Origin of the sequence: Bacillus sp. BPN334, from assembly GCF_008368885.1 — a bacterium.
In the GTDB taxonomy this organism is placed as follows: Bacteria; Bacillota; Bacilli; order Bacillales; family Bacillaceae_G; genus Bacillus_A; species Bacillus_A wiedmannii.
In genome coordinates this window covers 175,084-190,201 of record NZ_QOZW01000013.1, presented here as the reverse complement: position 1 = coordinate 190,201, position 15,118 = coordinate 175,084, and the positions used below count along the sequence as shown (strand labels likewise).

Sequence of the window (15,118 nt, the reverse complement as noted above, 5' to 3'; positions counted from 1 at the left end):
ATAACTGTCAGCCTCTTACTTTTGTAATTCTAAAGAACTTTAGCCTATTTCAATATACATTCTAATAATTTGAGGATATATTGCTCTAACAAAGACTTATATATATTAATCCACTTTTAATTTTTCTTTCACCTTTGTAGGGAGTTCGTCTTTCTTAACCTCTTCCCAAGATTTCACACCTTTTTTCTCAGAGTAATATATACGTAAAAACGCTTCTTTACGAAGGTTTTTTAACGCTGTAAACTCCATTTCTTTCTCTTTACCATCCTTATCAAATCCAGGTAATTTATATTCGTAAGTCGTATCCCCATTTACATTTTTCTCTTTTAATTTTTCACCATCCTTGGTAATTTGCACATAATATGTATCTGTACCAAGACGATTTAAATTACACCCCGATAACAACACAGTAAACATCACAAAAACACTACACATAAGCACTATTCGTTTCATATTATTCACCTCATATCTTTTCTCACAAAAATTATATCCTAATCTATTGGTTGCCAAAATTCATTTCCATTACGCTAACATTACGTTTTTGTAAGGTAGTAAAAATAGCATAATTAAAAGGATATGAATTCATATTTCTATTGAATTCATATCCTTTATTCTTATTGAGTAAACTATTTTGCCTCATTTTAAATAGGAGATATTTCTATTATTCTGGGAAAATGAAGTTAGAGTTTCCTTCACTATTATCGGAATCCTCTTTCGGGAACGTAATAGTAGAACCTTGATTCCCTTTATTTATTTCTTGCTCCTCAGGAAATACAATGGAAGAATCATTACCTAAGTTTGGTGAAAAACCAAGTTTAGATAATATGGCTTTTAAGTCAGGTAAAACACCAATTTTATCATTAATTGGATCATTAGATTTCGTTCCGGTACTAGAATCACTTAAAATATCCCTAAGCTGGCTTGGTGTATATACTTTTCCCTGATTATTTTTTGCAATTCCTTGAATTGATGCAGCAGCACCAGCAATAATAGGTGATGCGCTAGATGTTCCACTAAAGCTAGAAGTATATAGATTTGTTGTAAATTCACTTGGTTTAGCATCTGTTGTATCTACTGCATTCCCCCATCCATACACATCTACTCTACTACCATAATTAGAGAAATATGAACGCTTATGAGGAACTCTTGCAGAAGCTGCCCCAACCATAATTGCCCCTGAATCTTTAAAATCAGGATTATTACGATTTAAGACTTGTTTACCATTACGGTCCCTAAATTGATCTAAATCATTTCCACCGTTTGAACCTGCTTCAATAATAATAATTCCCTTATTTGTTCCTATACGAATTGCATCAAATATATCCGGTTTTACTTCTACAGGAAGATAGTTCTTATCTCCATATCCATCATAAGTAGCTTGGGCTTCTAATAAAAGGATATCTCCAGCTTGCATATTGTTAACTGCACTTAAGATAGCATCAGCTGTATTGTATCTACCATTATCTCTAATCTGAGATACAACCTTTACCTTAGCTTTTGGTGCAATCCCAATTCCACCTATGTTATTATCTTCTGCCGAAACAATCCCTAAGACTGAGGTACCATGATCATGGTGTTCACTCTTATTCTGTCCGGATATCAATTCAATCTTTTGATTCACTAAATCCTCATGACTAAATAACCAGCCATACTCCATGTCTACGAAAGTAGTTCCTCTTCCATCTCCACCTTTTATGCTCCAGGCATAAGGTGCATTAATTCCTAATGGGGCTGGTTCAAGGTAACCTTGTCTTGTAAGTCTAGGCTCATCATATGGATTTACAGATAAATTTGGTAAACGATCTTCTGGTGGCGCCTCTTCTTCCTGTAAATACGCCGTTTCAACAAGAGATGATTTTTCAATTTTTGTAAGTAATGCTTGTACATCTATATTATCTTGAGTGTCTACAATATAATAGTTTAGCAAATTAGAAGAAATTTGATCGGAATCTTTTATTTCTTTACCTAGATTTTTAATTTCTTTAGGATTTAAAGAACTAAAAAGTCGATTTATAGTTACATTTGGGTATTCAGCTAAAATTCTAATTAATTCAGGATCTTGCTTTTCTTCTGTAATGAATTTTTCTACTCCATCCTGATATGGTAAATTCGCTTCATTTTTAAATTTCAAAATTAATTGTTTAGTAACTTGCTTATGTACAGTAGAATTCAATTGCTTATTTGAATAATTGTAAGTAGCTGCGTAGGCAACTTCTGATTTTTCACTTGGAAGTATACCGCCTATTCCATTAAATGCTGTTAATGCAATTGAAGAAACTAGAATTCCCTTAAAAATTTTCAAAACGTGCACCTCTTTTAATTAATATATAATAATAAAACCTATAGATTATTTAACTTCTTTTTTATGCAAACTTCTTATATATCGGATTATATTTTCAACTCCATTCATTATTTAATACTTGTTAATACAACTAATTCATACCGACAATTTTATTAATTAAGTCGCATGACTGTAACTATTATAGTTACACCTTTACGAAATAGTCAACCTTAAATGCAATTTTGCATTTAAAACCATACATACTTCTATCAACTTACTCCTAATTATTTCAAGAAAAGTTGAGATTCTATCATTTTGAGTAATTGCATATATGTAATATAAAACATATAAGGGGGTTAAAACGTGGTAATCTCAAGACAAGATTCATGGACTGATGATAACGATTTACTTCTCGCATCAACAGTACTTCAGTATATTCATAACGGGGGAACACAATTAGCTGCATTCAAAGAAGTCGCAAAACTACTAGCTAGAACACCTTCTGCTTGCGGATTCCGTTGGAATTCATACGTGCGAAAAAAATACGAAAAAGAAATACAACAAGCAAAACAAGAGCGAAAAGTGGGAACCAACATTCCCCTCTCCCCACCAGAAAAAGAAACAAACTCTTTGTCTATTACATTAGATGACATTATTCTCTTTCTACAAAATTATAAAAATGTGAATGAATTGACAAATTTACAAAATCAAATTGAAGATTTAGAAGCAGAGAATCAATCCCTTCTACAACGTTTAACTATGTATGAAGAAGAGTATCGTATGTTACTGAACCATATCGAAAAGACAAGAAATTTAATTGTAGTGGATTAAACAGCTTAACTATATCGAGTTTCAAGTAGGACCTTTACCCTCCAAAATCACTACTTATAAAGAAAATTCCGACTATTATAATTGGTAATAAGTAAAATACACATACATAATGTATGTGTATTTTTAATTTGACTATTATTAAGATAAATACTTAGTCTATATTACATCTTTTCTAATATTTCTTGTCTTTCACACCATTTTGTTAGCTTTTCTAATGCTTTTTTAGATAAACGTTTTGTTTTATGATTACAAAATCTCGATAATGTAGACGGAGAAATACTAATTTCATCTGCTATTTCACGAATGCTTACCTTTTTTTCATTGTGTACTTTCAGTATTTGGTCACGAATCTTTTTCTCTATTTGCTCGACCGATTCTACAGTCTTCTTTATCTCTTTAACAACTGTTACTTCAGGTAATTGTTCTTGAGGTTCTTCTATGCTCTTCTTTCCAATTACCCTATCCATTGATAGCAGCATTTCCTCAGGAGGTAAAATAGTTATTCCTAAGTTAGCGTAATAATTTTTAAACCAGTTACGTTTCCCAATTTGTTGTTCATCCAGTGGATCACTATACTCCCAATGAGAGATTACTTTCTCATTTTCCAAATCCATTAGAACATTTTCTAGCTGTTCCTTAATACGATTTGGCTTCCAATCTTTTGGAATATCCATTACTGCTAGCAGCCCTTTGTCCCCACCTATAGAATATGGCTTTTTCAATGATGAATACATTTGTCTAATTCTCCATTGCCATGTTAAGTATCGAATTAACCTTTTATGATATTTATGTCTATAACTATTATATTCAAGTGCTTTTTTAGACAATAACGCCGTTGTATTATTTGATCCATATAAGTAATTAGTTAAAAAGCTGCCTGGCTTAATACGACAAGACTCAATACCCATATACTCATTTGTAACACTATGTCTCCACAATACAACCGAATCTAATACGAATAATCTCTTAACAACCTCACGCTTTAATTCTAGTCGTTCTCCTTCATCATCGCGGTCATTTAATACTACAACCTCATTTTCATCATTTAAATAGATAAAAATACTTGCTAAAGCTGCAATTCTTTTTGCTATTTTAATTTTATCTTCAGCTCGATAATATTCTTTATTTTTAACGACTGTCTTTGGAATGTTGCACATTTCTAAAACTTGCTCATATGAAAAATCAATAAACTCATCTGGAGATTTTGCTTCGTTGATCCACTGTATTGTAATTGCATCTAAACAATCTGCCGTTAAATCATCCATATTACTCATTACATCATCAACAAGGGTATTCCATCGGGCAGCTTCTTCAATATTTGTAAGTCTTAAATCCTCATCTTTATGTGAAGAAAGTTGAGCCATCCCATTAGAAGACTTCGTTTCAATAGGATATTGTAAAACTTTGGTATTGTCATCCTCTTCAAATTGATTCTTTGCAATTCCATCTCTTAATTTATAATAAACAGCAGAGTTATTTACCTCATAATAATCCTCGTGGTTTACTATGTTGGTCTCTTCTATATTTTGATCATTTTCTAATATTATGGAACTTGAAGATGCTACATTTTGAAATTCTTTGTCTATAAATCCTTCAATTTCTTTATATATTTCTTCCTTATAGGAATCAATTTTGGCATAAATTTGTACTAATGTAGTACCGGATTCTTCCTTTTTTTCTAGCCAAGACACTAATGCAGTAAATGATGGGGAAGCATGAGGTGAGGTTAATACTTTATTATTATTGTTTTCAACATCTTTAAAGTATGCATTCCACTTATTCCATACTAGCTCATTCGTTTTATAAATTGGCTCAGAGATTAGCAAGGCATCTCGAAACATTTGTAATAAGTTATCCACTTTATATTCCTCCCTAAACCATGGATCACAACAAAGTAGTTTTTATCATAAATTCTTTACTACTATTTTATTTAATACATTGTAACAGATATTTATAAGATTTTGCGTCTTTGTTTCCATAACTCCTCATTTTGCAACATGTTTGTTCATTCTTTTTCCTATTCTTCTTTACTTGCATTCCTTTTGCGCTTTGCTTTCCTTAACTCCTCATCTTGCAACACGTTTGCTCTTTCTTTTTCCTATTTCTTTCAACTTGCACACTTTTTGCGCTTTGCTTTCCTTAACTCTTCAACTTGCAACACAGTTGCTCTTTCTTTTTCCTATTCTTCTTTACTTGCATTCCTTTTGCGCTTTGCTTTCCTTAACTCCTCATCTTGCAACACGTTTGCTCTTTCTTTTTCCTATTTCTTTCAACTTGCACACTTTTTGCGCTTTGCTTTCCTTAACTCTTCAACTTGCAACACAGTTGCTCTTTCTTTTTCCTATCTCTCCTTACTTACATTCCTTTTGCGCTTTGCTTTCCTTAACTCCTCATCTTGCAACACGTTTGCTCTTTCTTTTTCCTATTTCTTTCAACTTGCACACTTTTTGCGCTTTGCTTTCCTTAACTCCTCATCTTGCAACACGTTTGCTCTTTCTCTTCCCTATTTCTTTCAACTTGCACACTTTTTGCGCTTTGCTTTCCCTAACTCTTTAACTTGCAACACAGTTGCTCTTTCTTTTACTTATTTCTACTCAACTTGCAACACGTTTGCGGTATCCTCTCCCTATTTCTTTCAACTTGCAACAGTATAATTTATTTCTCAACCAAGTAATTTTAAAAAAATTATGTGATTTTAAGGTTATTAAGCTATTTTTCTCATATTTTGAATAAGTTACATACATAAAATGCAACATGTTTGCGGTATCCTTTCCCTAACTTTCTTACCACTTTCACTCTAATCCTTTACATAACAAGGGTTTAGGTACTTTTCCACTTACTTTTATACATATCACACAACTTGCAACACGTTTGCGGTATGCATACCCTTATTTTTCTCACAAGATGCAACACTGTTTGCGGTATCCTCTCCCTACTTTTAATCTATAGGTGCGAACAAGTCCTTTGATATCAAGGTTAATCATTATAATCCATTTTTTATAATTACGTTCACCAACTTGCAACAAGTTTGCGGTATCCTCTCCCTAACTTCCCTGCTATTTTCACTCTAACCCTTTATATACCAAGGGTTTAGGTACTTTTCCACTTACTTTTATACATATCACACAACTTGCAACACGTTTGCGGTATCCTTAACACAAAAAAAATAAATGAAATTCTCCAATCCCTTGACACACTTGGCTTTAGAGGCTGTTGCAAGTTGCTATTTTTCTTCTTAAAGGAGCACCTTTCGCCAATTTTCGATTTGCTATAATCAAAATTGGTATATTTTATAGTATTCTGGCATACATTTCGAATTTTGCAGAACGGAGGTGAAAAAGATGGGGAAATCATTTGTGATACGTAATCAACGTAGCTTAAATGGGGAAACAACTAATGCAGTACTAGTAACATTAAAATCTTGGCAAAAATTTGTGGAAACATTTGAGGAGAAATACTACAGCTATAAAGATACATATTTAGAAGATATTCTGCAGCACATGACATACGAAGAACGTATTGCTGACGTAGAAGGCTTTGTCGAAAAAGCCAAGCCATCTTTTTCACGTCGCGCAATGTCTGCAATTGCAGACAAAACCGGAAGAAAACATAAATTATACGGTATTACGAATGCAGATCTTGAAGTATTCTTGTACCTACATAAAAAATGCTATACAAATGGTGTCATTCCAAATGTAACAATACATATGATGTGGGAAGATTACAAGCAATATAAAGAAGAATTTGCTTATATCCAACACTCTCAATTCTATATCGCATTAAAGAAATTAAACTTACATAACATTATCTCCATTGAAAATGGCGTAGATGGCCGATATACAATTAAACTGAATCATTTTATGAATGAGGCAACAGAAAAAGCAAATCCGTACGTATATATTAGTCCGGTTGTATTTACAAAGGATTTCTTTAAGCTATCTGTAGCGGCTAAGAAGCTATTCTTAGACATTGCTATGCAACAACATACAGAAACAACGTTAAAACGTTCTTTGGACAAGCAGGATGAAAGAGGCAACAAAACTCACTTTGGTGGGATGTATCGTTTCTTACATAAAAAATATCCGCACCAAATTCATGCGGTTATCGAAGAATTAACAACTGCATTACCATGTACGGGGAATCCCCTATTCAAAATTTGTAAAATGCAAAAAGGTGTAAAGCATACAAAACGTTATACAACGTTATATCTATCTATCCATTCAGACTTCTTATGTACGAAAGAATCTGGTGAACAACAACACAGAGATCCCTTTACACCAAGAGCTACCTATGCTCGTAAAGCGAAATTCATCGAGTCAGTCCTACAAGAAATGAACATCGGTGAACTGTCTGCAGATATGAATAAATTCATTCATGTTTTAAAGCATACTTGTCATCGTCAAATTCGCAGTGTCATTCGTGGGCTTCGTGATATGGTTGATCGAAAAGAAGGATATCCAACAAAAATTGTATATACATTGAAGAAACTATTACATCAAACATCTCAATATCAAATCCTTGATACTGCAGCGAAAGAAGGTATCTACCCTCTTATTGCGCAGCACATACCAAAAGAGAGAAATAGTGACCGTGAACAAGCTGTCTTTAATTTTGGTCTACATTATTCTATGTACTCTCTTCATAACATTAAGAAGATGTTTAAAAATGTGCATGCACTACTGAAGCAGAAGTTTGCGGTACCGGTGACGGAAGAGTCTTATCACCGTAATTATCTAAAATACCAGGAAGAAACGTTATTTAGAAAATATGCATATGATCAGGGAGTAAATCTCCATGCATATATCGCTTTAGAAATTGAAATGCGTGAAAAACTAAAAGTTCGTGGTCATAAAGAACGCACGATTCCAAGTGATGTGCGTGAATGGTTTATCGAGGCAATTGATAAGCTGCCACAAGAAAAACTTCGTGTTATTGAGCTACCAAAGCAGTTTAATTTACTAGAGTTTATGCGTACCTTCGAACGTTTAGTACGTGCTGGTGTAACAATAACAGCTCCAGATCAGGTGCTAAATGCAATGGAAATAAAATAATAGCAACAAGCTCTCTATTTTTGAAAAAATCGAAAGTGGAGGGCTATTCGTGTTTGTTTCATTAACATCCCCTTTCTACTCCTCTATTTATAAATACCAAATCAGAAGGACTTCATGTAAAATGGAGTCTTTTTTTATGCATTTCTATACAAGTTCTCTTCTAGCTATACAAGAATCTCCACACTCCACATTGGGTATTCTTCACGTATAGTAAAACATTCGATTTTATATCTACAAAAAATCAGAAGGATATTTATAAAAATAGTGGATATGAGGACAAATATGATCAAATGTGAATAAAATTTTCACAACATCCTTGATAATACTAGTGTTATTCATTATATCTAATAAAAATCATCAACAATAATGTGAGTTATGTGTAAATACTGAGTTATGTTAACAAATCGCTACATTTTCTGAACAAAATGTGGACAAGTTGACGCTAGACACTGCTTTATTTACCAAACTAAAGAAAATAAAGCCTATTTCCATAGTTGGATACATATAAAGTGATTTGTATTAATTTCTTTCCGATTTCATGTAGAAACATATGATTTTCTTTCTGCTTTTTTGTAGAATTAAAAACCTATTAATCATTGAATCTACGGATACATTTTCTACTATTTATGATTTTTTACGTTCTAACATGAAATTTTCCCTTGTGGGAGTAGATCTTTCCCCTATTTTTGATAACCTATAATAGTTTTATCTTTATTTCTTTTTAATATATAAGATATATATTTATAATAGATTTTATTATTACTAGTATGATTGTTAATAAGATGTCCGACCTAATTGGAAATATTTGTTAATTTAGTTATAATAATGGTAATTAAAGATATCATTACCCTCATACAAAAGGACAAACCTACGTATCCCTATCAGGGCCAGGTTTGTCCTTTTTTTATTGTAGTAAACAATTCTTATTGGGAGGATTAAATATGGCTGTACTAAAAGATACAACTTATATAGAAATGAATACGCATAACGAGATTAGATTTTTCAAAGGGATATTTTTGGGAATAGTCTTTGTAGTTCCTTTTTGGAGTATGATGATAGCCTTATTCATTTGGCTCTGTAAATAATAATCAACATATCAAAAAGCAAAAACTTGTTTGTCCGTTTGCTTTTTAATATGCCAGCAACTATGCGCAGCAAAAGACGATAGCAGGTCTTCACCCTACTTTCTGTTATAATACACCTAAAGAAACTAGGTGATTATAATGAAAGTGACAATTAGTTTAGAGAAAATCTTAGAAATCTTTTCTGCTTATTTGAATGAAGACAAAGAGGTTAACTGAAAGACAGGCTAAATATCGAGCTCCAATTATGGATAGAAACGCTTGTATAATCAATTTAATAGTAAACTATGCTTTATCTTTGAAAGAGCTTGTATCGCTTAATATGAGCCATATACCGTTTGCTAGAAGTACTTAATAGAAAAAGCTCACCTATTGTGAAAAAAAGTTGATTAAATTTATAATTACTTGTCAAATGTGAGCAACTAGATGTTTGTTTAATAAAAGGGCTATACTAACGTTGATAAAATTGGTTCTTCTTTTTTAAACATGTGATTATTCTTCATAGATTGAATGAACAGTTGAATAAGTATCTCTTTATGCTATTTAACCCTCTTTCCCCAAGAATCGTAAATCATATTTTCTAATAACCTAGTTGTTTTTTGATGGTTTAAATATTCGGAATAAAAAATACTTTCAAACTATTAATTGACAAAAGTAATCTTTTATGGAAAAATATACATTGTAATAATTTTCTAATTATAGAAAGGAGTTGAGAGAAATGAAAATTTTTAAACCTTGTGAAAATGAGTATACAAATCGCGTTGATTTAGAACACGGTGAGACTTCTCCATCAAAATAATTAAAAATGCTTAAATGACTGTCCTACTAGGGGCAGTCATTTATCGTTAAAAAAAGAGATACATATTTTTTAAGTTAGGAGACATTGATATGCAGTTAAAAATATCCGAAAATATGATTTATTTTTGGAAAAATGGTCATCTTATGATAGATGATTTTATTAGACACGAACAATATAGCTTAGAGCTTTCGGTTTTCCCTATTTTAGGATTATTTAAAGAATGGAATGATCCTGATAGTGCGTATCTACAGCTACAGAAAGATCGAGCTTCATCTTTAACAAGAAACGAAATGATGGAAATAATTAAAAGCCTTCAAGAAGTTCATATATTAATAGAAAAAGAAAATCTAGAAGATATGAAGCTTGAAAATTGGAGAGAATGGGGAACTCCAGCTAAATATTTTCATTTTAATACAAGGTTACTCCATAAAGATAATTATTTAGATGTAAATCAAGACTATGAAAGATTGGTTAATAAAAAACAAAATATAAAAGCACCATCTATATATAAAATATATGACAATGTAGAAGAAATACCATTACCTACTCCTGATTTTAAAAAAGAAGGAAAATTCCTAGAGACTCTCTTAGAAAGACAAACTATACGTTCTTTCTCAGAAAAACCTATTACCCTAATTGAATTATCTACAATTCTTTATTTTGTTTGGGGGGCACAGTCTTGTAAAAGGGATTTTGGAGTGGGTGCCAATCTTTTTAAAACAAGTCCTTCTGGAGGTGCTAGACATCCTATTGAGGTATATCCTTATATAACTAATGTAACAGGGATAAAAGAAGGGTTATATCACTACAATGTTCAAAATCATTCATTGAATGTGATTAAAAAAGAAAAAATTACAGATATTATAGATATGGCCGCAGGTCAAGAATATGTAAAAAATGCATCGGTCCTCTTTTTTTATACAGCATGTTTAGAACGACCAATGTGGAAATACAAGAGTCCAAGGGTATATCGTATTATTATGATGGATGTAGGTCATCTAAGTCAGACTTTCTATTTAGTTGCTTCATGGTTAAAATTAGGAGCCTTTTTCACTGGCCATCTTAAAGACGAATTAGTAGAAGAAAGACTATTTATAGATAAGGAAAAAGAAATTGTTTGCGGACTATCTGGAATAGGACATATTAGTGATGGAGCTAAAAATTATGGGAGAGATTTTAGGTTTAGAGGTGAGGACTTGAAATGAAATCCTTTAAAGCCATCATTCATAACAAAAATTTATGTATTGTATTAGGAAGTCAACTAGTCTTTCAATTAGGTATATGGTTTGGCACAATTGGAAATTTGCAATTTTTACAAATACATATAAAATCTCATGTTCTGCAGGCTTTTTTTCTTGTTATTGGTGGTGTCCTTGGGGTTATTATAGGCCCTTATGCAGGGCGTTATATAGATTCTACTTCTAAATTAAAGGTATTACAATTAGTTGGATTGATGAGAATTGCATCTGTTTTATCAATGTTAGTTGCTATATATACGGGGTCAATTTATTGGATGGTTATCTATAGCATAGGAATTGGCTGTTCTGCTTCATTTTTTAACCCTACTATACAAACAATATTGCCAACTTTAGTTAAAGAAGATGACTTGATTACGATTAATGCTATTAATATAAATATAATCACTTTGTCAAGAATTTTTGGAGCTGTATTAGCTGGCCTTTTATTAACCGTCGCTCCTTTATATACATTATTTATCATTGCTCTCATCGCCTATGCAATTTTATACTTTATTAATTTTTTATTAGTTATTCCAAACGATATACAATTGCTTCCTAAAAAACTAAAGACTAATTTTAAGGATATTTTTCCCATTATTATAAATAATCATCCTATAAAAGTAGTTCTTACATTATCCATTATCCCTCTAATCTTTATTTCTGGCTTTAATTTATTTGTTATTGAGATTGGAAAGGGACAACCCAGTTCAATCATGGGGATACTCTATTTTATAGAAGGGACAAGTATATTAATTGCAGGCCTACTCATCAAAAGAGTAATAAAACGATATCATAAACAAGTGAATATCCTTTTATTTTCTTGCTGTTTGATGGGGATAGCTCAAATTTTATTATCATTGACAAACCTTTATCTAACTATTTTCGCTTTTAGTGTATTTGGTTTGGCATACGGCATGTTTAATCCCCTTTTATATACATATGCGCAACAAAAAGTCCCTTCAAGTATTCATGGAAGATTTTTTTCATTTAAAACAATGTTAGATCGAACAATTATGCAATTATGTTTAGTGTTAATTGGGTTTTTGCTAGATCAAATAGGGTATAGTAGTTTAATGGTTTTGTTAGGTATATGTACCCTTACTCTAGTTTCCGCTATTATCATTGACTTTAGGGTGAACTCTAAAAGCTATACAACCGAAAATAAAAGTGATTATTCTGATGTTTAAATAATTACATTTTTAGGGGGAAACTATGAAATTTCAATATTCTCGTCGTATAGAGAAATAACAAATTTGCTTAATTTTGATGTGGAAAAATAAATCCTTGCTGCCTATGAAGTGTAGCAAGGATTTTAAATTTGGTTAATGAGGTTAAAAGTTATTAAGTTTTCGATGTAAAATATTTCACTAAACTTAAAAATATAACAATAAGATCATTTAATTCTACGAGTTATTCCATAATGCCCTCCGTCAGTACAACAAGGACACTCACCTTAAATCTCTTTATTCATGACAATTCGATTCTCAATAAACCCAAATTCCTCATAAATTTGAATTGCTTTATTCCCTTTATATACAACAAGACGAACATTTTTTAGACCTTGTGTTTTTAGGTCAGTAATACATTTTTCAAGTAATCTTTTAGCGAAGCCCTTTTTCCTATAATTCTTCAAAATATAAATCTCATAAATAAATCCAATTTCTTCATCAGTGATACTATCTTTTTGAGAGCCAAATAGCACCCATCCCGCCAGTTGTTCCGACTCTTTTACTACTAAGAGCTTACCATTATTTGCTAGTACTTTTTCCATTAGGCTGGTTGCTTTTACATTATCAACAGTATAACTGTTTACAGACCCTTCATTTAAAGCTTGACCGGTAAGTTGTGATACTTCTCCTAAATCCGATTTAGATGCATTTAATATTTCCATACGTCCTCCTTATTAGTTATTAAGCGTATAAATCTCCGAACATATTATGACATCTATTGTACCACTTCTTCTTAAAAATATGCCCTGCAGTGGAACTATATAATGGTAATGATCAAATAACTTAAATTTGTTAAAAAACTTTATGGTGATGCAACGCCTAATTACGATTTTCTAGCGACAGCAGACACGGTTTCACGAATTTTTTGTAATAATAGGTTCAGTTTACTTTGTACTTCTTCGTTAATTCAAATCCCTCCCTCGGATAATGGAATTAAATAGACGTTTGATTATATAATACATCCAAACTAACACAAAAAGGGCTTCTATAACTTAACCACAATGCAAGAGGTGTGGGAATAAACGGAATCAAATAAAATAAAAATATCTCCATATATTCCATAATTGAGATTATTGTAGCAAGATATTTTCTGATTTTTAAAACTTATTTACAAAAAATATTACTATTTATTATTTTTTATATTTAAAAAGTTGTAATTAAGGAATCTAAGTTGATTGAGATAATTATGATTTTTAATATGTTAGGAATGGAAAAAAAAGCGTATTTTGACTAAGGATCAAAATACGCTTTTTTATTTATTTATTTTGTAAAAGGTGTATAGGTTTAGCTGATAATGATTGTTTTGCTGCTATCCAAACCACAATGATTGTTGTTATAACAGATAAAAGTATGCCTAAAATAGACCAAGTCATATCTATTTTCATGGGCATTTGGAACTAGCTCGATGATTATAATAAATGAAATCATATGAAAATAGCAACTCTAAAAATCTGAATATTTTGTGATATACTTTTTAAATATTTTAATATATAAATGATATTATAATACTGGTTTTAATAGTATTGAGGACGACATTACATACGTTTTTGGGGTATTAATTTATGTTGTAATTTAGGATTGTCTAATGATTACACTCTCATATTTTTTACATTTATACCAATTCATCGGTTGATATTATTCCCTTAAAGGCTTTTTGGCCCAGGAAATTGATATGGTTATTTTATAACGTTACTTCATCTCAAAAATGAACAAATATCTTTTCCTATTTATTCTTTTTTCTGTAGCTTATTAAAAAAAGACATTGAACCAAATGGTTCAATGTCTTTGCGCCTCTTACATGTTTGTGTACTCAAAGTACAATTTTTCCGGTTTTCCATACATGTTAATTTCATTTTGATATACATCAGCTAATTGCTGAGACATCTGAATGTTTTCCATATAAGATAATGAAGCAGCTGCTTCTATTTTTTCTTTAATTTCATTAGGGATAACTGTGTAAGATAAATTCCCCATCTTACTTCCTAACTTAGTATCGGTAGCAGCTTCATAATAAATTTCGGTAATTAAGACCTTATTATCATCTGGATCATACATATATCCTCGGTTAACTGTAATCATATTATAGTGCTCCTCTCATTTTTCGTTTTCTAATTCCTTGTGCTTTTAACATTGCAACGAGTACCTTATTTCTATATAAAATCCCTAGTTACTAATTTATATATTCCATTATTTCTCTACTCTACTATAAATTAGTATTTAATATCCTTTTTTAGTTTTGAATTCAAAAAGTCTTAACAATACTAAAGAGTTAGACTACGAATTCATTCTTCACATTGTTTTTCTTATGCCATACTTCGTAAAGTTCCATATGATCCCTCCTCTAAATTAAATGAAAAAAGCACAATATATGTACTTTTTTCATTTAGCATATTATTAGCCCAAAAGGTCTATTTACAAGTGATTCCTAACTTAAAGACAACATAAAAAGGGCTTCTTTAAGTCGATTGAAAATGCGCATAGCAAAATAAGCTATATACATTAATCGGCTCAAAGAAGCCCTTTCACAATTGAAACAAGAACACAACTTGCTTCTACAACTCAACCACAACCCATAAGGCGTGGGAATAAACGGAATCAATTAAACAA

Annotated in this window: 10 protein-coding genes and 1 pseudogene; 6 read left to right on the top strand and 5 right to left on the bottom strand. The window is 31.4% G+C overall.

The window, feature by feature from the left end; translation table 11 throughout:
- Nucleotides 1–105: 105 nt before the first annotated feature.
- Both DN393_RS21310 and DN393_RS21305 read right to left on the bottom strand, forming a co-directional pair.
- Nucleotides 106–453: a YxeA family protein gene (locus tag DN393_RS21310; RefSeq protein WP_000822914.1), complete on the bottom strand. Its 348-nt coding sequence runs from the start codon at nt 451–453 to the stop codon at nt 106–108.
- A gap of 208 nt (nt 454–661) precedes the next feature.
- Nucleotides 662–2,302 carry a S8 family peptidase gene (locus tag DN393_RS21305; protein WP_149173863.1) on the bottom strand — a complete coding sequence of 547 codons (1,641 nt, stop codon included), beginning with the start codon at nt 2,300–2,302 and terminating at the stop codon, nt 662–664.
- A gap of 342 nt (nt 2,303–2,644) precedes the next feature.
- Here DN393_RS21305 and DN393_RS21300 point away from each other — a divergent pair, with 342 nt between their 5' ends.
- Nucleotides 2,645–3,112 carry an RsfA family transcriptional regulator gene (locus DN393_RS21300; RefSeq protein ID WP_064474261.1) on the top strand — a complete coding sequence of 156 codons (468 nt, stop codon included), beginning with the start codon at nt 2,645–2,647 and terminating at the stop codon, nt 3,110–3,112.
- 161 nt (nt 3,113–3,273) lie between these two features.
- On the opposite strand, the gene DN393_RS21290 is transcribed toward DN393_RS21300, so the two are convergent.
- Nucleotides 3,274–4,971 carry a helix-turn-helix domain-containing protein gene (locus DN393_RS21290; protein ID WP_149173862.1) on the bottom strand — a complete coding sequence of 566 codons (1,698 nt, stop codon included), beginning with the start codon at nt 4,969–4,971 and terminating at the stop codon, nt 3,274–3,276.
- Between the two features lie 1,482 nt (nt 4,972–6,453).
- Between DN393_RS21290 and DN393_RS21280 the strand changes: the two genes are divergently transcribed.
- From DN393_RS21280 to DN393_RS21265, 5 genes and pseudogenes are all read left to right on the top strand, one after another.
- The gene (locus DN393_RS21280) at nt 6,454–8,163 is read left to right on the top strand and encodes a hypothetical protein (protein WP_149173860.1); all 1,710 of its coding nucleotides are present in this window, start codon (nt 6,454–6,456) and stop codon (nt 8,161–8,163) included.
- A 941-nt stretch (nt 8,164–9,104) separates the two neighbouring features.
- Entirely contained in the window at nt 9,105–9,248 is a 144-nt protein-coding gene (locus DN393_RS31650) for a hypothetical protein (RefSeq protein WP_179958528.1), read from the top strand.
- Between the two features lie 193 nt (nt 9,249–9,441).
- Nucleotides 9,442–9,597: pseudogene (locus DN393_RS32485) on the top strand (integrase); the annotation flags it as partial.
- 536 nt (nt 9,598–10,133) lie between these two features.
- The gene (locus tag DN393_RS21270; protein ID WP_088107211.1) at nt 10,134–11,249 is read left to right on the top strand and encodes a SagB/ThcOx family dehydrogenase; all 1,116 of its coding nucleotides are present in this window, start codon (nt 10,134–10,136) and stop codon (nt 11,247–11,249) included.
- Nucleotides 11,246–12,469 carry an MFS transporter gene (locus tag DN393_RS21265; RefSeq protein WP_255449802.1) on the top strand — a complete coding sequence of 408 codons (1,224 nt, stop codon included), beginning with the start codon at nt 11,246–11,248 and terminating at the stop codon, nt 12,467–12,469. Before DN393_RS21270 ends, DN393_RS21265 begins: the two co-directional genes overlap by 4 nt.
- 266 nt (nt 12,470–12,735) lie before the next feature.
- Here DN393_RS21265 and DN393_RS21260 read toward each other — a convergent pair whose 3' ends face one another.
- Together DN393_RS21260 and DN393_RS21250 are read right to left on the bottom strand one after the other, a co-directional pair.
- On the bottom strand, nt 12,736–13,173 hold the full coding sequence (locus DN393_RS21260; protein WP_149173859.1) for a GNAT family N-acetyltransferase: 438 nt from the start codon (nt 13,171–13,173) through the stop codon (nt 12,736–12,738).
- A 1,132-nt stretch (nt 13,174–14,305) separates the two neighbouring features.
- Complete coding sequence (locus DN393_RS21250; protein ID WP_149173858.1) at nt 14,306–14,590, bottom strand: hypothetical protein; 285 nt, start codon at nt 14,588–14,590, stop codon at nt 14,306–14,308.
- Between the last annotated feature and the right edge of the window lie 528 nt (nt 14,591–15,118).

What these genes read in the sequence shown, in the direction of transcription:
- DN393_RS21310 (WP_000822914.1), bottom strand. Translation starts at nt 453, where the DNA reads ATGAAACGAATAGTGCTTATGTGTAGTGTTTTTGTGATGTTTACTGTG.
- DN393_RS21280 (WP_149173860.1), top strand. Translation starts at nt 6,454, where the DNA reads ATGGGGAAATCATTTGTGATACGTAATCAACGTAGCTTAAATGGGGAA.
- DN393_RS31650 (WP_179958528.1), top strand. Translation starts at nt 9,105, where the DNA reads ATGGCTGTACTAAAAGATACAACTTATATAGAAATGAATACGCATAAC.
- DN393_RS21270 (WP_088107211.1), top strand. Translation starts at nt 10,134, where the DNA reads ATGCAGTTAAAAATATCCGAAAATATGATTTATTTTTGGAAAAATGGT.
- DN393_RS21265 (WP_255449802.1), top strand. Translation starts at nt 11,246, where the DNA reads ATGAAATCCTTTAAAGCCATCATTCATAACAAAAATTTATGTATTGTA.
- DN393_RS21260 (WP_149173859.1), bottom strand. Translation starts at nt 13,173, where the DNA reads ATGGAAATATTAAATGCATCTAAATCGGATTTAGGAGAAGTATCACAA.
- DN393_RS21250 (WP_149173858.1), bottom strand. Translation starts at nt 14,590, where the DNA reads ATGATTACAGTTAACCGAGGATATATGTATGATCCAGATGATAATAAG.